This window comes from Mesorhizobium sp. M0960 (assembly GCF_040319055.1).
Classification (GTDB): Bacteria; Pseudomonadota; Alphaproteobacteria; order Rhizobiales; family Rhizobiaceae; genus Mesorhizobium.
The window spans coordinates 287263-306838 of sequence record NZ_JAMYNN010000001.1; the positions used below are offsets into that span (position 1 = coordinate 287263).

Consider the following 19576-nt stretch of genomic DNA (forward strand, 5'->3'; position numbering starts at 1 on the left):
TGTGTCCTCGATCGTCGCCGGTAACGGTGGCGTGATTAGAGGAGAGATATCATGAAGAAACTCATTCTTGCGTCGGTCTCGGCGCTTGCCTTGCTTGGCGTTGCGGCCTGCAGCGACAGCGGCACCGACAACACTACGACGCAGAGCACTAACCCGCCGGCATCCGACCAGACGATGAAGCCGGCTGCTCCTGACGCCAACAAACCTGCCGAGCCGGCCCCGGCCCCCGCTCCTGCGCCGGCTGCCCCGGCGCAATAATTGATGTGACAACCAAGAGAGGCCGGCCTCACACGCCGGCCTTTCTGCTGCTTACGATACCCGCGCCTTGCGGCCGAGTGCGCCGACGCAGGTAACCGCAACGCGAAAAGTACGCCTCGCCCCTTACTTGCGCCGAAACGACGACCCAAGGCGCCAATCGCCAGGGCTCGCCGTTTGCGCGGCGAGGCTGCCGTCTGCGGATTTTCCATGGGTGAGCGCTAGCGCCAGCCGCCTCAGGCATTCCGCCAAATCGATTGGGCCAGCCCCTGCGGCACTGTCTTGGCTTGATAGCGATGGGCGGTTGGCCCTATGAAACCCTCATGTCGATTTGGGACCGCCTCGGCGACTTCGTCACACGCGTTTCATCTTCAGCGTCGTCAGGCGTCGCCGAAGTGGTCGAAGCCGTGCGCACGGTTTTCTCCGGCGATGCCGATCTGCGCCGGCGCGTCGCCTTCTCGGTGGCGATGATCGCGCTGTCGGCCAAGATGGCCAAGGCAGACGGCATCGTCACCCAAGACGAGGTGCGCGCCTTCCAGGAAATATTCGAGGTGCCGAAGGAACAGAGGCGCAATGTGGCGCGGCTCTACGATTTGGCCAAACGCGACATTGCCGGTTTCGAAACCTATGCCGAGCGGATGGCGCAGCTTTGCGGTTCGGGCCATTCGAATTGCCTGATGCTGGAGGACATACTCGACGGGCTGTTCCACATCGCCAAGGCCGACGGGCTGGTGCATGAGCGCGAGCGCCAATTCCTGCATCGCATCGCCGAGATCTTCCGCATCGATGAGGCGCACTACCAGAGCATCCTGGCGCGGCATGTCGATCTGGGCGCCGCCGATCCTTATGTTGTGCTCGGCATCGAGCGTGGGAAGCCGTTCGAGGAGGTCCGCAGGCGCTACCGCAAGTTGGTCTCCGACAATCATCCGGACCGGCTGATCGCACGCGGCCTGCCGCAGGAATTCATCAAGATCGCGACGACCAGGCTGGCGGCGATCAACGCGGCCTATGAGATGATCGAGCGAGGCCTGCGGCACGCATGAGCGGCTTTCCGCCCGACGAGCCGAGCGCCGAGGTTAGGGTATCGCCGAATTTCGGACCGCGGCGCGGCACGCTTAGACCCGATATGATCGTGCTGCACTACACCGGCATGGCGACCGGCGCCGGCGCCGAGGCATGGTTGTGCGATCCGGCAAGCGAGGTCTCGTCGCACTATCTGGTCCATGAGGACGGCCGCATTGTTCAGATGGTAAGGGAAAGCGATCGCGCCTGGCATGCCGGCAAGAGCTGGTGGTTCGGACAGAGCGACATCAACTCCTGTTCGATCGGCATCGAGATCGTCAATCCGGGGCATACTCTCGGCTATCGCAATTTTCCAAAACCGCAGATCGACGCGGTGATCGGCCTGTGCGTCGGCATTGTCGAGCGCCATTCCATTCTGGCGCAGCGGGTGCTCGCCCATTCCGACGTGGCACCGGGGCGCAAGGTCGATCCGGGCGAGAAATTTCCATGGAAAGCCTTGTTTGCCGCCGGTGTCGGCCATGTTGTGCCGGCAGCACCGATCCGGCGCGGCGCCGTACTGAAGCCAGATGATACCGGCGCCGAGGTCGAGGCGCTGCAGTCGATGCTGTCGCTCTATGGTTATGGCGTCGAGATCACCGGCGCTTTCGACCGGCAGACCGAAATCGTGGTCGAGGCATTTCAGCGGCATTTCCGGCAGCGCCTGGTCGATGGCATGGCTGACGGATCGACGATCCGCACGCTGGAAAGGCTGCTCGCTTCCGCAAGGATAGCCTCTCTCAAATAATCTTTTCCCAGATCAAAAGTTACAATCTGTTACCTAAAGTGACTTGCGCCGCCTTCTTTGGCGCCAATTCCGTCGTCAAAGGCGATCCGTACAGATTGTCGGACCTCTATCCCCCCAGATGTTCCGATGTTGATTGAGGGTATCTGCGCGAAGTTCTTTGTGCAGATCAAACAGAACAGGATCACATGCAGAAATTGACCGTTTTAACGGCAGCCATTGCTGCCGGCGTAATGACTTTTGCCTTCAGCGCGGCGAACGGCGCACCGCTGAGCCAACGGGCCGATCAGGGCTTCAGTGCCGCAGCCGGCAAAACCGCCATGCCGAAAGGTGGTGCAAAAGTAGAGAAGACCACCACCGCAAAAGTGGAAAAAGCGGCCGCGGTAAGAACGAAAAAGCCAGTCTCCGCGAAAAGGCCGACCGCTGCGAGAAAGACAATCTCCAAACAGCATGTGAAGCGTAACCGCAAACGCATCGACCGTATGGCAACGGCGTCAGTCGCTCCGAAGAGCAGGCCAGCGCCCCAGGCGGCGGTTGTCGGCGGCAGCGGACAGTATTCGGCGATCATTGCGCGATATGCCGCCAGCTACGGCGTGCCGGTGTCGCTCGCCAATGCCGTCATCAAGATCGAGAGCAACTACCAGCCGAACCAGGTCGGCAGCGCCGGCGAGATCGGCCTGATGCAGATCAAGCCGGCGACGGCAAGAATGATGGGCTATAGCGGTTCGGTTCAGGGTCTCTACGATCCCGATACCAACATCAAATACGGCATGAAGTACCTTGCCATGGCGCGGGATCTCGGCGGCGGCACGACCTGCGGCACGATCCTGAAATACAATGCCGGCCACGGCGCCACACGGATGAACCCGGTGTCCGCAGCCTATTGCGGCAAGGTCAAGGTGCAACTGGCAGCACTTGGAGCGCCCGCCTGACAAGCGATAACTTGCTTTTTCGTTTGCGTTTTCGGGCCTGAACCCCTTTATACGCCTTGCCAGCTGGCCGGGCGGCCGCACCCGCGAAGCCGAAAGGCTGCGGGTGAGGAAAGTCCGGGCTCCATGGAGACACGGTGCCGGTTAATGGCCGGCGGGGGCGACCCCAGGGAAAGTGCCACAGAAAGCAAACCGCCACGATCTAATCGTGGCAAGGGTGAAAGGGTGGGGTAAGAGCCCACCGCGCGACTGGCAACAGGAGCGGCACGGTAAACCCCACCGGGAGCAAGACCGAATAGGGGCGGTGCGAGGGGAAACCCTCGAGGGCTGTTTCCGGCTCACCGTCCGGGTAGGTTGCGTGAGGCGCATGGCAACATGCGCCCAAGATGAATGGCCGCCACGTTCTCGCCCCGTAAGGGGCGAGGGCCATACAGAACCCGGCTTACAGGCCAGCTGGCAGTTTCCCCGATAAAAGGAAATCTCCTGATATCAGCAGGTTACGTCTTCGGGCGCAGCCGTTGATTCACTTTTCGACCCGCAATCGAGCGCGACATTCCTTGAAAATGGTGCGATTAAATCGTACCAGTTGATGACGATATTCAGGAGCGCGTCATGGGACAGGTCGATAAACGCAGCATCACGCTGTCGCCGGAGTTGGCCGCGGCAGTCGACGACGTGGTCGCCGCCGGCGAATATGCCTCGGCGAGCGAGGTGATCCGTGACGCACTGAGGCAATGGAAGGACAGGCGCGACCTGCTCGGCTACACGGTCGAGGAATTGCGCAAGATGGCGCAGGAGGGGATCGACAGCGGACCGGCGCTGGACGGGCCGCCAATCATGGAACGGCTGCGCGCCAAATATCTGAAAATGGCCGAGGCCAAAGGCCTTGAGGAGTGAAATATCGCCTGCTTCCTCAGGCATTGATCGACCTCGAAGCCATCGTCGACTACATTGCCGAACAGAATCCAAATGCGGCGATTCGCCTCGTGGATCTCTTGCAAAGGCGGTGGATTTGCTGACCCTGCATCCCTTCTCAGGTGCACCGCGCGAAGACATTGCGCCCGGCATCCGTCACCTGATCGTCGGCGAATACCTCACTTTGTATCGTGTCCGCGAAGAGGCGATCGAAATCGTTCGCGTTCTCCACGGCCGGCGCAAGATCGACGCCGGCGATCTGAATTCGTAGTCGCGCTGCTCAGGTGCCGATGCGGTCTAGCGACGTCTCGATCGCCTGCCAAAGCTCTTCCACCGGCTCGCAGCCGATCGACAAGCGAACGAAGCCGGGCGGAACGGCATCTCCCCTTTTTGATCGCCGTTCGGCCGAAGTGTGTACGCCGCCGAACGATGTCGCTGCCTGCATCAACGCGCAGTTGTTGATGAAATCCTCGGCCTTGTCCTCCGAGGCGAGCACGAACGAGATGAGAAATCCGAAGCGCTCCATCTGGGCGCGGGCAAGATTGTGCGATGGGTCGCTCTCCAGTCCCGGAAAACGCAAGCCGCTGATCGCGCGATGGTTTTTCAGCCGTCGCGCTATCATTTCTGCGGAAGTGCACATGCGGTCGAAGCGCACGTCCAGCGTTTCGAGGCCGCGATGCACCAGCCATGCCTCGAACGGCCCGGGGATGGCGCCCGACGTCTCGCGCCAGTCGGTCACCCTCGAGATAATGTCCGCGTCGCGGCTGGCGACATGGCCGAACAGCACATCGGAATGGCCGTTTGGTGCCTTGGTGTCGGCAGCAATGACGATATCTGCGCCGAGATCGAGCGGGCGCTGGCCGAAAGGTGTCATCGTCGTGTTGTCGACCACAAGCACCGCACCCGCTCTATGCACGGCTTCGGCGACGGCTGCGATGTCGCATATGTCCAGTCCTGGGTTGGCGGGTGTTTCGACGAAGGCAAGCCGATAGCCGTCGAAGCCGCCGTCGAGGAAGCTCGACGTCGGCCGGACATCGTAGGCAACGCCGAAGGATTTCAGGAAACGGTCTGCCAGCGCTCGCGTCGTATGATAACCGTCGGACGGCAGCAGGATACGGTCGCCGGCTTTGAGCAGGCCGAAAAATACCGCCGAGATGGCAGCCATTCCCGAGGGAAAGGCGACGCATGGGGCGTCTTCCAAATGCGCCAGCATGTGCTCGACCGCATCCCAGGTCGGATTGCTGAAGCGGCCATATTGATCGAAGCCGGTGGCGTCGCCGGGCGCATGAAAGATGGCGGCCATGGTCAGGGGCAAGGGGATCGGCTCGCCCTTGGCCAGCCCGCCGCGGCGCAGATGGGGAAGTGCTGCGGCGCGTGACTTGGCTGTTTCGGACATGATTTCAAACCTCGTTACTGACCGGAAAAGGAGATGCCGAGGCTATGCGCGGCAGCGATCCGCAGCAAGTCGGCTCCGGTTGGGCCACACGGCTCTAAACGCTTCGTTAGGCTTAATAGACGATAAAGACGGGAGTGCCGTCAAAGCTGCTCTCCCCAGTCGTGGCAGGCGCGTTTTGAAGACTGTTCCCGTTGACGCCCATAACACCCCATGATATCCCATTCCGATACTCAAGCCTTCGTTCCGTGTCAGGGTGAAGCGTACGCCAATCGGGCAGCCGCGGCGGCTGCGCGTTTGCCTGCGTTCGCCCGTCATAATGAAGTGGGCTTTGGACGGCGACCGGGCCGGGGCGGCGCGGACAGGAAGATGCAGAGGGGTGCGGCGGCGCAAGCGGCCGTAAGGCGTAATGGACCGGTTTCTGTCGAACGCGGTGAACAGGATCGATGCGAAGGGACGGGTGTCCGTGCCGGCGCATTTCCGTGCCGTTGTGCAGAAACGCGGCTATTCGGAACTTTATGCGCTACGCTGCCTGGATCGCCCGGCGATGGATGTCGGTGGGCTCGACCTGCTCGATCGCTACGAGCAGCGCATCGCGCAGGAAGACCCGTTCCTGCAGGCGGCGGACGACATGTCGTTCTTCTGCCATGGCGATGGAACGTTTCTGAAGCTCGACCAGGACGGCCGTATCACGATGAGCGATTTCATTCGCGAGCATACCGGCATTTCAGCGGAAGTGGCCTTCGTTGGCCGCGGCAATTTCTTTCAGATCTGGGAGCCGGGACGGCTCAGCGCCTATGGGACGGAAGCTCGCGCCCGGCTTTTGCAGCTTCGGCAGGGGACGAAGCCCGGGGAGCGGCCGGAATGATGGCGGGCGACGGCGATGAAGTTCATGCCGTTGGCGGACCAGCCCGTCACATTCCGGTCCTCCTTGCCGAAGTTCTGGAGGCGCTGGCGCCGATAAAAGGCGAGGTGATCGTCGACGGCACGTTCGGTGCTGGCGGCTACACGAAGGCCATTCTGGCAAGCGGAGCCTCGGTCGTCGCCATCGACCGCGATCCGGATGCGATCGCGGCGGGGCGGACCCTTGAACAGCAGTCCGGCGGCAGGCTCAGGCTTGTCCAGGCACCGTTCTCAACGCTCGACGAGCAGGTTGAAAGTGCCGATGGCGTCGTGCTCGACATCGGCATCTCCTCCATGCAGATCGACCAGCCGGAGCGCGGCTTTTCATTCCGCGCCGATGGACCGCTCGACATGCGCATGGCGCAGGCGGGCCTGAGCGCCGCCTACGTCGTCAACACTTTCAAGGTGGGCGATCTTGCCCGCATCTTCGGTTTTCTCGGCGAAGAACGCCATGCTGGGCGCATCGCCCGTATGATCGAGAGCCGTCGCGAAAAACGCCCCTTTGAGCGCACGCTCGACCTTGCCGATGCCATCGAGACGCATATCGGCCGCGCGCCGAAAGACAAGATCCATCCAGCCACCCGGGTTTTCCAGGCGCTGCGCATCTTCGTCAACGACGAGCTCGGCGAACTGGCAAAGGCGCTGTTTGCCGCCGAGCGCGTGCTGAAACCGGGCGGGCGGCTTGCCGTGGTGACCTTCCATTCGTTGGAGGACCGCATGGTCAAGCGCTTCATCGCCGACAGAGCTGATTCAGCGACCGGATCGCGGCACCTGCCCGAGGCGCAGGCGCGCACCGCCACCTTCACCAAGAAGGGCAGCGGCGTGACGCCTGGCGATGCCGAGATTTCGGCCAATCCGCGGGCGCGCTCGGCAAGGCTGCGCGCTGCGATCCGTACAGAGGCGCCGGCGCGCGCTGGTGATTTTTCGATTTTCGGCCTGCCAAAACTGCCTGGCCCAAAGCTTCCCGGTGCCGATCGACCGGGAGAGAGGTGAACACGTGTTTCGTACCAGCGACATAGTCCTGATCGCCGTCATGGTTTCGGCGGCTGCCTTGACCTACAAGACCAAGCGCGAGGCCGAGGAGCAACTGGCGGCAGTGCACAAGATCCAGGCGCAGATCCGTTATGAAGAGGACACGATCGACCTGCTCAAGGCGGACTGGAGCCTGCTTACCCAGCCGTCGCGCCTGCAGAAGCTCACCGAAATCTACAAATCGCAACTCGGACTCGAGCCGGTCAATGCGCGCCAGATCGTCGGGCTGGACGATCTGCCGGCCAAACCCGTCAACATCGAGGACCTTTCATCGCAGCGACTGGGCGGCATGGCTGATATTGGCGGCAAGGATCCGGTGGTGACCGGAGGCATCGTCCAATGATCACCGGATTTCCAATGGCCGCCAGATTTCCACAGGTTGGCAGGCTGCTGAAGCGCGGTTCGAAGCCCGGCGCGGGCGGATCGATCGTGGTCGAAGGTGCCCGCAAGGCAACCGGTGGCAAGGGCAGGACCCGCATTGTCATGACGATGGCGGTGTTCTTCGGTATCTATTCGACCATTGCCGGGCGGCTGGTCTATCTGGGTTTCCAGAACCCCGACCTGTCGGGCGGGCCGCAGAGCCGGGTGACGGCATCGCGGCCCGACATCGTCGACCGTAACGGCGAAGTGCTGGCGACCGACATCAAGACGGCGTCGCTGTTTGCCGAACCGCGCCGCATCGTCGATGCCGACGAGGCGATCGAAAAGCTGTCGACGGTGCTTCCCGAGATCGACTACGAGCAGACATACAACAAGCTGAAGAGCGGCGCCGGCTTCGTCTGGCTGCAGCGGCAACTGACGCCGAAGCAGCAGGCCGATATCATGCAGCTCGGCATCCCCGGCTTCGGCTTCCGCACCGAAAAGCGCCGGTTCTATCCGGCCGGCGAAACCTCGTCCTACATTGTCGGCCTCACCAACATCGACAACCAGGGCATCTCCGGCATGGAGAAATACATCGACGAACAGGGCTTGAGCGATCTTCAGGCGTCGGGCCTGGCGGTGGCCAAGGATTTGAAGCCGGTCCAGCTCTCGATCGATCTGCGCGTCCAGCATATCGTACGTGACGAGGTCGCCACCGGCATGGAAAAGTACCATGCGATCGCGGCGGGTGCCGTCGTGCTCAACGTCAAGACCGGTGAGGTGCTGGCGATGGCGTCGGTTCCAGATTTCGATCCGAACAACCCCTATAACGCGCAGGACAAGGACCGGCTCAACCGTATGTCCGCCGGCCTGTACGAAATGGGGTCGACCTTCAAGAGCTTCACCACCGCCATGGCGCTCGATTCCGGCAAGATAACGCTGCAAAGCCGCTTCGACGCATCGCGCCCGATCAGGATCGGCCATCAGACCATCCATGATTTCCATGGCAAGGGCCGGGTGCTGTCGGTGCCGGAAGTGTTCATCTACTCATCCAATATCGGCTCTGCCAAGGAAGCCGAAGCGGTTGGCATCGACGGACACCGCGAATTCCTGCATCGCCTGGGAATCCTCGAGAAGATGCAGACCGAACTGCCGGAAGTCGCCCGGCCGACCGAGCCCAAGGTCTGGAAGCAGGTCAATTCGATTACCATCGCCTTCGGCCACGGCGTGTCGACGACCCCGCTGCAGACGGCGGTCGGCTGCGCCGCGCTGATGAATGGCGGCTATCTGATGGACCCGACCTTCCTGCCGCGCACGCAGGAGCAGGCGATGGCGGTGGCCAAGAAAGTGGTCAGCGACAAGACCGTCGAGGGCATGCGCTATCTCTATGCCCTCAATGCCGAAAAGGGATCCGGCCGCAATGCCCGGGTGCCAGGATACCGGGTGGGCGGCAAGACGGGAACGGCGGAGAAGGTCGTCAACGGCCGCTACTCGAAGGAAAAGAATTTCAACGCTTTCGTTGCGGCTTTCCCAATGGACGATCCGCAATACATAGTGCTTACGATCGCCGACGAACCGAAGCCGGAAAAGCCCGGCATGGGTGCCACGGCTGCCTCGAATGCGGGCATCATGGCTGCAAACATCATCCGACGTGCGGCTTCCATGCTTGGCGTGAAGCCAGATTTCAGCCATGAAAATGGTGCAACGCTGGTTTCCTATCAGTGATTCTTGGGGCGCGCCGGCAACTGCGCGCTATTTTGTTGCGATGAACGGGGTTCGATGAAGCTGAAAAATCTAGCCGGTATCCTGCCTGTCGAGGGGACAGCTTCCTTCGACATGGAGGTTACAGGGATTTCGTCGGACTCCCGCCAGGTAACACCGGGTGTTGTCTTTTTCGCGCTCACCGGCTCCAAGGCGGATGGCGCAGCCTATGCCGCCGATGCCGCGAGCCGCGGCGCTGCCGCGATTGTTGTCGGCAAGGGCAGTGCGGTCGCCGGGCTGCCAGTTCCGGTTCTTGTCGTAGACGATCCGCGCCTTGCGCTGGCGCTGAGTGCTGCCCGTATTTTCGGCAAGCAACCGCAAACCATGGTCGCGGTGACCGGCACCAGCGGCAAGACCTCCGTCGCCGCATTCACCCGACAGATATGGGAGCAGGCGGGTTTGGTCGCCGCTTCGATCGGCACGACCGGCGTGGTGGCGCCGGGCCGCAATGAATATGGCTCGCTGACCACGCCGGATCCGGTGGCACTGCACAGGCTGCTCAAGGAGTTGGCGGAGGCCGGCGTCACCCACGCCTCGATGGAAGCGTCCAGCCATGGCCTCGACCAGCGCCGGCTCGATGGCGTCAGGCTTGCGGCCGGCGGCTTCACCAATCTCGGCCGCGACCATATGGACTATCATCCGACGGTCGAGGACTATCATCGCGCCAAATTGCGTCTGTTCGATGCGCTGCTGCCGAAGGGCGCGCCGGCCGTCATCTTTGCCGACGACCCGTGGTCGGAGCCGACAATCAAGGCGGCCCGGGCAGCGGGACTGAACGTGCTGACGGTCGGCCGCCACGGCGATTTCCTGCGGCTGAAGCGGGTCGAGCACGAGCGCCACCGCCAACGCGCCGAGGTCGAAGTTGACGGCGTTCTCCATGAAGTCGACCTGCCGTTGGCGGGCGACTTCCAGATCGCCAATGCGCTGGTGTCGGCGGGCCTCGCCATTTCGACTGGAACATCTGTTGCCAAGGCGTTGATGGCGCTAGAGAAATTGAAGGGTGCGCCGGGGCGGCTCGACCTCGTTGGGACGGCCGCCAATGGCGCACCGGTCTATGTCGACTACGCGCACAAGCCGGACGCGCTGGAAAACGTGCTGGCTTCGGTGCGTCCCTTTACCACCGGCCGCGTCATCGTCGTATTCGGTTGCGGCGGCGACCGTGACCGGGGCAAGCGGCCGATCATGGGCGAGATCGCCACAAGGCTGGCCGATGTCGTCATCGTCACCGACGACAATCCCCGCTCGGAAGTTCCCGAGACGATCCGCGCCGCGATCCTGGAGGCCGCACCTGGCGCCATCGAGATCGGCGACCGGCGCAAGGCCATCCACGAGGCAGTCGGGATGCTTCACGCTGGCGACACGCTGATCGTGGCCGGCAAGGGCCATGAGGAAGGCCAGACCATCGGCACCGAGACGCTGCATTTTTCCGATCATGAGGAAGTTCGCTCGGCGCTCAGGGAGCAAGCGGCGTGAGCTATCTGTGGACCTCCGAGGCGCTGGTTGCCGCCATGGATGGCCGGCCGCTCGGTCCGATGCCTGAAGGCATCGCCGGCATTTCCATCGACAGCCGCAGCCTGCAGCCGGGAGACGCCTTCTTCGCCATCAAGGGCGAGGTGATGGACGGCCATGATTTCGTCACCGCCGCCATCAAGGCGGGCGCCGGCGTGCTTGTCGTCGCCGAGGGCAAGCTGCCGTCGCTGGGGCGGCTGACGGCACCGATGATCGTCGTGGAGGACGTGCTCGTCGCGCTGGAAAAGCTCGGCGTTGCGGCGCGCGCACGCTCGAAGGCGAGGGTGATTGCCGTGACCGGTTCGGCGGGCAAAACCACCACCAAGGAAGCACTGCGCCACGCTCTGTCCGCGGTCGGTACGGTGCATGCATCGGCTCAGTCGTTCAACAATCACTGGGGCGTGCCGCTGACACTGGCGCGCATGCCGCAGGATTGCGACTATGCCGTCTTCGAGATCGGCATGAACCATCCGGACGAGATCCGGCCCCTCGTCAAAATGGTCCGGCCGCATGTCGCCATCATTACGCTGATCGCGGCCGCTCATCTCGGCTTCTTCCGCAACCTGGACGAGATCGCCAAGGCCAAGGCAGAGGTTTTCGAGGGACTGGAGCCCGGTGGCGCCGCCCTTCTCAACCGCGACGACCAGCGCTGGAAGCTGCTGGAGAAGATGGCGAAAGAAGCGGGCGTCGAGCATGTCTACGGGTTCGGCGAGAATGCACGGGCGACCTTCAAACTGATCAAATGCGAGCTCAATGCCGATCACTCCGTGATAGCCGCCAAGATTGGCGGACACGAGATTGTCGCCAGGATCGGCGCGCCGGGCCGCCATATGGTGCAGAATGTGCTGGCCGTGCTGGGTGCCGCGCATCTGGTCGGCGCCGACGTCACCAGGGTTGCGCAGGCGCTGGCCGATCTTTCGCCCGAACGCGGACGCGGCAAACGCTATGTGTTGCGCCATCCCAAGGGGCCGATCACACTGATCGACGAGAGCTACAACGCCAATCCGGCGTCGATGACCGCTGCAATGGCACTGCTCAACACCACACCGGTGTCGGGCGAGGGCAGGCGCATTGCCGTGCTTGGCGACATGCTCGAGCTCGGCAGCCATTCGGCGAAATTGCATGCCGCGCTTGCCGACCTGATCGTCGGCACCGATACGCGCACGGTTTTCCTCGGCGGCCCGGAAATGCGGGCGCTGGCCGACGTGCTGCCGGGCGAGATCAAGACGGAATACCGCGCCGGCGCGGAAGATCTGAAACCGGTGCTTCTGTCGGAATTGAAGCCCGGCGACGTGGTCATGATCAAATCGTCGAAGGGCATAGGCTTTTCAAAGCTGGTCGAGGCGTTGCTCGGCAAGTTTCCGGCGGAAGCCACAACCAGCAGACAGACCTAGGATCGGTCCGGGGGACGCAAGCGCATGCTAACACTGCTCGTCGAATTTGCGGACAAGATCTCGGTCTTCAACGTCTTCCGCTACATAACTTTCCGCACCGGCGGAGCGCTGATCACAGCGGCGCTGATCGTGTTCATCTTCGGACCGACCATCATCAATTCGCTGAGGCTGCGGCAAGGCAAGGGCCAGCCGATCCGCGCCGACGGGCCGCAGACGCATTTCAAGAAGGCGGGAACGCCGACAATGGGCGGACTGATGATCCTGTCCGGCATCGTCGGTTCGTCGCTGCTGTGGGCGAACCTGTCGAGCATCTACGTCTGGGTGGTGCTGCTGGTGACGCTGGGGTTCGGCTCGATCGGCTTCTACGACGATTATCTCAAGGTGACGAAGCAATCGCATCTCGGCTTTTCCGGCAAGGCGCGGCTCGGGCTCGAATTCGTCATTGCCGGCATCGCCGCCTGGGTGATCATGCATAACGGCCAGGTGCCGTTCTCGTCATCGTTGACATTCCCTTTCGCCAAGGAGTTTCTCGTCAATCTCGGCTGGTTTTTCATCCCGTTCTCGTGCTTCGTCATCGTCGGCGCCGGCAATGCGGTGAACCTGACCGACGGCCTCGACGGGCTGGCGATCGTGCCGATCATGATCGCGGCGGCGTCCTTCGGCGTCATCGCCTATCTCTCCGGCAATGCGGTGTTCGCTGAATATCTGCAGATCCATTTCGTTCCCGGCACCGGTGAGCTTGCCGTGGTCCTCGGAGCGGTGATCGGTGCCGGTCTCGGTTTCCTGTGGTTCAATGCGCCGCCGGCGGCAATCTTCATGGGCGATACCGGCTCGCTGGCGCTGGGTGGGCTGATCGGCACGGTCGCGGTGGCGACCAAGCACGAGATCGTGCTGGTCATCGTCGGCGGCCTGTTCGTCGTCGAGATATTCTCGGTCATCATCCAGGTCGGCTATTTCAAGATGACCGGCAAGCGCGTCTTTCTGATGGCGCCGATCCACCATCATTTCGAAAAGCTCGGCTGGACCGAAAGCCAGGTGGTGATCCGCTTCTGGATTATCGCCGTCATTCTGGCGCTGGTCGGGCTGTCGACCCTGAAGCTCAGATAGGAGGCCGCTTGATCCCCGCCGCATCCTTTTCAGGCAAGCGCGTTTCGCTCTTCGGGCTCGGCGGCTCGGGGATTGCCACGGCGCGCGCGCTGATCGAGGGCGGCGCGGACGTCCTCGCCTGGGACGACAATCCCGACAGCGTTGCCAAGGCCGGCGCGGTCGGCATCGCCACCGCAGACCTGCGCGGCGCGGACTGGGCGAGGTTTTCCGCCTTCGTGCTGTCGCCCGGCGTGCCGCTGACGCATCCCAAGCCACACTGGACCGTCGAGCTCGCGCGGGGCTCAGGCGTGGAGATCATCGGCGATATCGAGCTTTTCTGCCGCGAGCGGACGGCGCGGGCGCCGGCAGCAGCCTTCATCGCCATCACCGGCACCAACGGCAAGTCGACGACCACGGCATTGACGGCGCACATCCTCAAATCGGCCGGGCGCGACACGCAGATGGGCGGCAATATCGGCCGCGCGGTGATGACGCTCGATCCGCCGCAGCCCGAGCGGCACTATGTGGTTGAGTGCTCGTCCTATCAGATCGATCTTGCCCCTTCGATCAATCCGACGGCCGGCATCCTGCTCAACCTGACGCCGGACCATCTCGATCGCCATGGCACGATGCAACACTACGCCTCGATCAAGGAGCGGCTGGTGGCCGGCAGCGAGACGGCAATCATCGGTGTCGACGATTCCTGGTGCGCCCAGATCGCCGACCGGCTGGAGCGAGCGGGCCGGCAGATCATTCGCATCTCCAAGCGCCTGCCGCTGACCGACGGCTATTTCGCCGAAGGCACCAATCTGATGGAAGCCGTGCACGGCCGCTACAGCCGGGTCGCCTTTCTCGAAGGCATCGGCTCGTTGCGCGGCCAGCACAACGCGCAGAATGCGCTGGCCGCCGCCGCCGCCTGCCTCAAGGTCGGGCTCGAGCTCGGCGAGATCCAATCCGGACTGGAGAGTTTCCCGGGGCTGGCGCACCGCATGGAGCAGGTCGGCCGCAAAGGGCATGTGCTGTTCGTCAACGATTCCAAGGCGACCAATGCCGATGCCGCGGCACCGGCGCTGTCGAGCTTTGCGCGTATCTACTGGATTGCCGGAGGTCTGCCGAAAGAGGGTGGCATCGAGCCGTTGCGCGGCTTCTTCCCGCGTATCGCCAAGGCCTATCTGATCGGCGAAGCCGCACCGGCCTTTTCGGCGACGCTGGGCGAAGCGGTGCCCTACGAGATATCAGGCACGTTGGCTGCGGCGGTCGAACACGCCGCCCGCGATGCGGCCAAGGATAGTAGCGGCGAGGCGGTGGTGCTGCTGTCGCCGGCCTGCGCCAGTTTCGACCAGTTCAAGAATTTCGAAGTCCGCGGTGAGGCGTTCAGGCAAGCCGCAACCGCCATTGATGGCGTGAAGCCCATCGGAGGGACACGATAATGCAAAGCCGTCTCGACAAAAGCCCCGTGGCGACCTGGTGGTGGACGATCGATCGCTGGTTCCTGGCGGCGTTCCTGTCGCTGATGGGCCTCGGCATCGTTTTGTCCTTCGCCGCAAGCCCGGCGGTGGCCGAACGCATCGGACTAGACAGTTTCCACTTCGCCACACGCCAGATCATCTTCACCATTCCGGCACTTGGAGTGATGCTTGCCGTCTCGTTCCTTGAATCCAGGCAGATCCGGCGCATGGCGCTGGTCATGCTGTGCATCACGCTGTTTTTGATGGTGGCGGTGCTCTATATCGGCGTCGAGGTGAAAGGCGCGCGGCGCTGGGTATCGCTTGCCGGCCTGTCGATACAGCCGTCCGAGTTCCTGAAACCGGGCTTCGTCATCATCTGCGCCTGGCTGTTCGCCGAGCACAAGCGCCAGCCCGACATTCCGGGCAATCTGTTCGCCATGTTGCTGCTTGCGCTGGTCATCTCGCTGCTAGTGGCGCAGCCTGACCTGGGGCAGACCATGCTGGTGCTCGGCACCTGGGGGGTGATGTTCTTCATGGCCGGGCTGCCGTGGCTGTGGATCGTCGCGCTGGGTGCTGCCGGCGTCGGCGGCGTGTTCGCCGCCTATGCGGTGTTCCCGCACGTTGCCGGCCGCATCGACCGCTTCATGACCGGCGAGGGCGACACGTTCCAGGTCGACATGGGCCGCGAGGCGCTGATCAATGGCGGCTGGTTCGGCGTCGGGCCGGGCGAGGGCACCGTCAAGCGGGTCATCCCCGACAGCCATGCCGATTTCGTCTTCTCGGTCGCTGGCGAGGAATTCGGGCTGATCATGTGTTTCTTCATCATGTCCATCTTCGGCTTCATCGTGCTGCGCGGCCTCAACACGGCACTCAAGGAGCAGGACGATTTCACGCGCTACGCGGTTGGCGGCCTGGTCACCGTCTTCGGCCTGCAGTCGGTCATCAACATGGCCGTCAATCTGCAACTGATGCCGGCCAAGGGCATGACGCTGCCGTTCATCTCCTATGGCGGTTCCTCCCAGATCGCGATCGCCATCTCGATGGGCATGGTGCTGGCGCTGACGCGCAAGCGCCCGGAAAAGCGCAAGCAGCTGGGCTTCATGCCGTCGCCGCGTGCGATGCCGGCGGAGTGAGATGGCGAAGGGGGTCATCCTTCTAGCTGCTGGCGGAACGGGCGGACATCTGTTCCCGGCCGAGGCGCTGGCACATGAGCTCAAGGCGCGCGGCTGGGCGGTACATCTGGCCACCGACGACCGCGCCGAGCGCTTTGCCGGGCAGTTCCCGGCGACCGCCATCCATCCGATCCAGTCGGCGACGATGGGCTCGAAGAATCCTTTTGCCATGCTCGCCGCGTTTTGGAAAATCTGGCGCGGGGTGCGGCAGGCGTCGGCCGTCATCGCCAGCATCAAGCCCGCCATCGTGGTCGGCTTCGGCGGCTATCCGACACTGCCGCCGCTTTACGCGGCGACCCGGCGCAAGGTGCCGACGCTGATCCACGAGCAGAATGCGGTGATGGGCCGCGCCAATCGGGCGCTCGCCGGCCGCGTCGACGCCGTTGCCGGCGGGTTCCTGCCGGAAGACATCAGTGCCACTGGCGCCAAGACGGTGACCACCGGCAATCCGGTCAGGCCGCAAGTGTTGGAAGCAGCGAATACACCCTATGCTGCATCGGCCGGCGAAGAGCCGTTCCGGTTTCTGGTGTTTGGCGGCAGCCAGGGCGCGCAGTTCTTTTCCGATGCGGTGCCGGCGGCGATCGCCCGGTTTTCCGATGCACAGCGTAGGCGACTGGCGATCACGCAGCAGGCCCGCGCCGACGATGTGGCGCGGGTGGAAGCCGCCTATGCCGCGCTTGGCATCGAGGCCGAGGTGTCGCCCTTCTTCACCGACATGGCGGCGCGGCTCGCGGCGGCGCATCTGGTGATGTCGCGCTCCGGCGCGTCGACCGTATCGGAAATCGCGGTGATCGGCAGGCCGGCGCTGCTGGTGCCTTATCCGCACGCGCTCGACCACGACCAGGCGGCGAATGCGGCCGCCCTTGCCGCAGCGGGTGGCGCCGAGGTGCATCCGCAATCCACGCTTTCGGCGGAGCGGATCGCTGCGCTTGTCGGCGGGCTAATGGATGATCCAGGCAGGGCGGCGACAATGGCTGCGGCGGCGAAATCGTCCGGTAAACCGGATGCCGCGCGGTTGCTCGCCGATCTGACAGAGGCTATTGCGTCCAGGAAATCCGTTTCGGAATTCAGGAAGGAGACGCATTGATGAAGATGCCACAGACGATCGGCCTCGTGCATTTCATCGGCATTGGCGGCATCGGCATGAGCGGCATCGCCGAGGTGCTGCACAATCTCGGCTACAAGGTGCAGGGATCCGATCAGGCCGACAACGCCAATGTGCAGCGGCTGCGCGACAAGGGCATCGAATGCTTCGTCGGCCACCAGGCCGAGAACCTCGGCGAGGCCGAAGTGGTCGTCGTCTCCACCGCAATCAAGAAATCCAACCCGGAGCTGAAGGCGGCGAGAGAGAAGTTGCTGCCGATCGTGCGGCGCGCCGAAATGCTAGCCGAGCTGATGCGCTTCCGGCAGGCGGTCGCGATCGGCGGCACGCACGGCAAGACAACGACGACTTCGATGGTGGCGACGCTACTCGATGCCGGCGGGCTCGACCCGACGGTGATCAATGGCGGCATCATCAATGCCTATGGCACCAACGCCCGCATGGGCGACGGCGAATGGATGGTGGTCGAGGCCGACGAGAGCGACGGCACCTTCCTCAAGCTGCCGGCCGAGATTGCCGTCGTCACCAATATCGACCCCGAACATCTCGACCATTACGGCTCCTTCGACAAAGTGCGCGAGGCGTTTCGCCAGTTCGTCGAGAACGTGCCGTTCTACGGCTTTGGCGTGATGTGCACCGACCATCCCGAGGTGCAGGCGCTGGTCGGCCGCATCGAGGACCGGCGCGTCATCACCTATGGCGAAAATGCGCAGGCCGACGTGCGCTTCACCAATCACCGCATGGACGGCCCGACCTCGGAATTCGACGTGGTGATCCGCGACCGCAAGACGCACGGCCAGATAACGATATCAGGTCTGCGGCTACCCATGCCCGGGCGCCACAATGTCTCCAATGCGACGGCGGCGATTGCCGTCGCGCATGAGCTCGGCCTTTCGGCTGAGGCAATCAAGAAGGGTCTGTCGTCCTTCGCCGGCGTCAAGCGGCGCTTCACCCATACCGGTTCGTGGAACGGTGTCGATGTGTTCGACGATTACGGTCATCATCCGGTCGAGATCACGGCGGTACTGAAGGCGGCGCGCAGCGCCACCAAGGGCCGCATCATCGCCGTTACCCAACCGCATCGCTTCACTCGGCTGCGCGATCTGTTCGACGAGTTTTCCGTCTGCTTCAACGACGCCGATACGGTAATGGTGGCGCCCGTCTATGCGGCCGGCGAGGAACCGATCGACGGCGTTACGTCCGACGCACTGGTGTCGCGCATCCGCTCCGGCGGCCATCGCGACGCACGCTACATCGAAGGTCCGGCGGCGATTGCGCCGATCGTGCGCGAGGTGGCGAAGCCGGGCGATTTCGTCGTCTTCCTCGGTGCTGGCAACATCACCCAATGGGCCTATGCGCTGCCCAAAGAACTCGGCGGGACTATCTCATGATGCGCGGCCAGGCGTTGATCGACAAGCTTGGCGACCGGCTTGCCGGACTGCGCGGCCGCATCACGCCCAATGCCGAGATGGACAAGATCACCTGGTTTCGAGCCGGCGGGCTCGCGGAGGCATTGTTCCAGCCGGCCGACGAGGACGATCTTGCCGCGTTCCTGAAGGCGGTGCCCGAGGAAATACCGCTGACTATCGTCGGCGTCGGCTCAAACCTGCTTGTCCGTGACGGCGGCATTGCGGGCTTCGTCATCCGGCTTTCGGCCAAAGGCTTTGGCGAGACCGAAGTGATAGCGCCGACCACGATCAAGGCGGGGGCCGCGACACCCGACAAGCGCGTTGCGGCCGTTGCCTACGAGGCCGGCATCGGCGGCTTTCATTTCTACCACGGCATTCCCGGCGCCATCGGCGGAGCGCTGAGGATGAACGCCGGCGCCAACGGTGTCGAGACGCGCGAGCGCGTGGTCGAGGTGCGGGCGCTCGACCGCAAGGGCAATGTGCATGTGCTGAGCAACGCCGACATGGGCTATGCCTATCGCCATTCAGCTGCGCCGTCCGGGCTGATCTTCACGTCGGCGCTGTTCGAAGGCGTTCCGGAGGACAAGGCGGCGATCAAGGCCGCGATGGATGCTGTCCAGAACCATCGCGAGACCGTGCAGCCGATCCGCGAAAAGACCGGTGGCTCGACCTTCAAGAATCCCGAGGGCACCTCGGCCTGGAAGGAAATCGACAAGGCCGGCTGCCGCGGCCTGATGGTCGGCGGGGCACAGATGTCGCCGATGCATTGCAACTTCATGATCAACACCGGGACCGCCACAGGCTACGAGCTTGAATATCTCGGTGAGACGGTGCGTGCGCGCGTGCTCGAAAGATCGGGCATCCGGCTGCAGTGGGAGATCAAGCGCATCGGCAATTTTCGGCCGGGCCATGCCGTCCAGGAATTTCTCGGGCAGCTGCTTTAGCGCAAGCCGAAGACCGTTGCCTCCGGACCTCATGAATTCACATTTTGCTGCCGTTTTTGCGGAAAGTGAATCCATCGGAATCGTAAGCACTTGCCAGCGAATCAACTCTCTGATTCTCTGCCCTGAAGCGTTTCCTGATTTGAGTCGTTTCGACGCGTTA

At 63.2% G+C, this 19576-nt stretch carries 18 protein-coding genes, 1 other RNA gene and 1 pseudogene; 19 read left to right on the top strand and 1 reads right to left on the bottom strand.

Features of this window, described 5'->3' with window-relative positions:
* Nucleotides 1-51: 51 nt before the first annotated feature.
* The 7 genes and pseudogenes from NKH63_RS01560 (at nt 52) to NKH63_RS01590 (ending at nt 4174) form a co-directional block, all read left to right on the top strand.
* Nucleotides 52-258, top strand: a complete 207-nt coding sequence (locus NKH63_RS01560) for a hypothetical protein (RefSeq protein WP_023721215.1) — start codon at nt 52-54, stop codon at nt 256-258.
* Between the two features lie 320 nt (nt 259-578).
* A complete protein-coding gene (locus NKH63_RS01565; RefSeq protein WP_023721214.1) occupies nt 579-1298 on the top strand; it encodes a J domain-containing protein in 720 nt (239 codons plus the stop codon).
* On the top strand, nt 1295-2062 hold the full coding sequence (locus NKH63_RS01570; RefSeq protein WP_352481545.1) for an N-acetylmuramoyl-L-alanine amidase: 768 nt from the start codon (nt 1295-1297) through the stop codon (nt 2060-2062). Before NKH63_RS01565 ends, NKH63_RS01570 begins: the two co-directional genes overlap by 4 nt.
* Nucleotides 2063-2247: 185 nt before the next feature.
* Complete coding sequence (locus NKH63_RS01575) at nt 2248-2991, top strand: lytic transglycosylase domain-containing protein (RefSeq protein ID WP_352481544.1); 744 nt, start codon at nt 2248-2250, stop codon at nt 2989-2991.
* 59 nt (nt 2992-3050) lie between these two features.
* An RNA gene (gene rnpB, locus NKH63_RS01580) (RNase P RNA component class A) lies at nt 3051-3449 on the top strand.
* Nucleotides 3450-3600: 151 nt separating this feature from the next.
* The gene (locus tag NKH63_RS01585) at nt 3601-3885 is read left to right on the top strand and encodes a type II toxin-antitoxin system ParD family antitoxin (RefSeq protein WP_352481543.1); all 285 of its coding nucleotides are present in this window, start codon (nt 3601-3603) and stop codon (nt 3883-3885) included.
* A pseudogene (locus tag NKH63_RS01590) lies at nt 3882-4174 on the top strand (type II toxin-antitoxin system RelE/ParE family toxin). Before NKH63_RS01585 ends, NKH63_RS01590 begins: the two are co-directional and overlap by 4 nt.
* Before the next feature lie 9 nt (nt 4175-4183).
* On the opposite strand, the gene NKH63_RS01595 reads toward NKH63_RS01590, so the two are convergent.
* Nucleotides 4184-5299, bottom strand: coding sequence for a cystathionine gamma-lyase (locus NKH63_RS01595; RefSeq protein WP_352481542.1), 1116 nt, complete (start codon nt 5297-5299; stop codon nt 4184-4186).
* A 406-nt stretch (nt 5300-5705) separates the two neighbouring features.
* Here NKH63_RS01595 and mraZ point away from each other — a divergent pair, with 406 nt between their 5' ends.
* Genes mraZ through murB form a run of 12 tightly spaced genes read left to right on the top strand, consistent with a single transcriptional unit; the run spans nt 5706 to nt 19416 of the window.
* A complete protein-coding gene (mraZ, locus tag NKH63_RS01600; protein WP_352481541.1) occupies nt 5706-6164 on the top strand; it encodes a division/cell wall cluster transcriptional repressor MraZ in 459 nt (152 codons plus the stop codon).
* Nucleotides 6161-7192, top strand: a complete 1032-nt coding sequence (gene rsmH / locus NKH63_RS01605) for a 16S rRNA (cytosine(1402)-N(4))-methyltransferase RsmH (protein ID WP_352481540.1) — start codon at nt 6161-6163, stop codon at nt 7190-7192. Before mraZ ends, rsmH begins: the two co-directional genes overlap by 4 nt.
* Nucleotides 7193-7196: 4 nt before the next feature.
* Nucleotides 7197-7574 carry a cell division protein FtsL gene (gene ftsL, locus NKH63_RS01610; protein ID WP_023676771.1) on the top strand — a complete coding sequence of 126 codons (378 nt, stop codon included), beginning with the start codon at nt 7197-7199 and terminating at the stop codon, nt 7572-7574.
* 14 nt (nt 7575-7588) lie between these two features.
* Nucleotides 7589-9316, top strand: coding sequence for a peptidoglycan D,D-transpeptidase FtsI family protein (locus NKH63_RS01615; protein WP_352481539.1), 1728 nt, complete (start codon nt 7589-7591; stop codon nt 9314-9316).
* 54 nt (nt 9317-9370) lie between these two features.
* On the top strand, nt 9371-10825 hold the full coding sequence (locus NKH63_RS01620; RefSeq protein ID WP_023721206.1) for a UDP-N-acetylmuramoyl-L-alanyl-D-glutamate--2,6-diaminopimelate ligase: 1455 nt from the start codon (nt 9371-9373) through the stop codon (nt 10823-10825).
* The gene (locus tag NKH63_RS01625) at nt 10822-12255 is read left to right on the top strand and encodes a UDP-N-acetylmuramoylalanyl-D-glutamyl-2,6-diaminopimelate--D-alanyl-D-alanine ligase (RefSeq protein ID WP_023721205.1); all 1434 of its coding nucleotides are present in this window, start codon (nt 10822-10824) and stop codon (nt 12253-12255) included. The genes NKH63_RS01620 and NKH63_RS01625 overlap by 4 nt, the downstream gene beginning before the upstream one ends.
* Nucleotides 12256-12279: 24 nt before the next feature.
* Complete coding sequence (gene mraY / locus NKH63_RS01630) at nt 12280-13362, top strand: phospho-N-acetylmuramoyl-pentapeptide-transferase (protein ID WP_023721204.1); 1083 nt, start codon at nt 12280-12282, stop codon at nt 13360-13362.
* Between the two features lie 8 nt (nt 13363-13370).
* Nucleotides 13371-14771, top strand: coding sequence for a UDP-N-acetylmuramoyl-L-alanine--D-glutamate ligase (gene murD, locus NKH63_RS01635; protein WP_023721203.1), 1401 nt, complete (start codon nt 13371-13373; stop codon nt 14769-14771).
* Complete coding sequence (gene ftsW / locus NKH63_RS01640) at nt 14771-15922, top strand: putative lipid II flippase FtsW (protein WP_023721202.1); 1152 nt, start codon at nt 14771-14773, stop codon at nt 15920-15922. The genes murD and ftsW overlap by 1 nt, the downstream gene beginning before the upstream one ends.
* A 1-nt stretch (nt 15923) precedes the next feature.
* Complete coding sequence (gene murG, locus NKH63_RS01645; protein ID WP_023721201.1) at nt 15924-17048, top strand: undecaprenyldiphospho-muramoylpentapeptide beta-N-acetylglucosaminyltransferase; 1125 nt, start codon at nt 15924-15926, stop codon at nt 17046-17048.
* Nucleotides 17048-18454 (top strand): UDP-N-acetylmuramate--L-alanine ligase, encoded by a 1407-nt coding sequence (gene murC / locus NKH63_RS01650; protein WP_352481538.1) that lies wholly within the window; start codon nt 17048-17050, stop codon nt 18452-18454. The genes murG and murC overlap by 1 nt, the downstream gene beginning before the upstream one ends.
* Entirely contained in the window at nt 18451-19416 is a 966-nt protein-coding gene (gene murB / locus NKH63_RS01655; protein WP_031194586.1) for a UDP-N-acetylmuramate dehydrogenase, read from the top strand. The genes murC and murB overlap by 4 nt, the downstream gene beginning before the upstream one ends.
* Nucleotides 19417-19576: the final 160 nt, after the last annotated feature.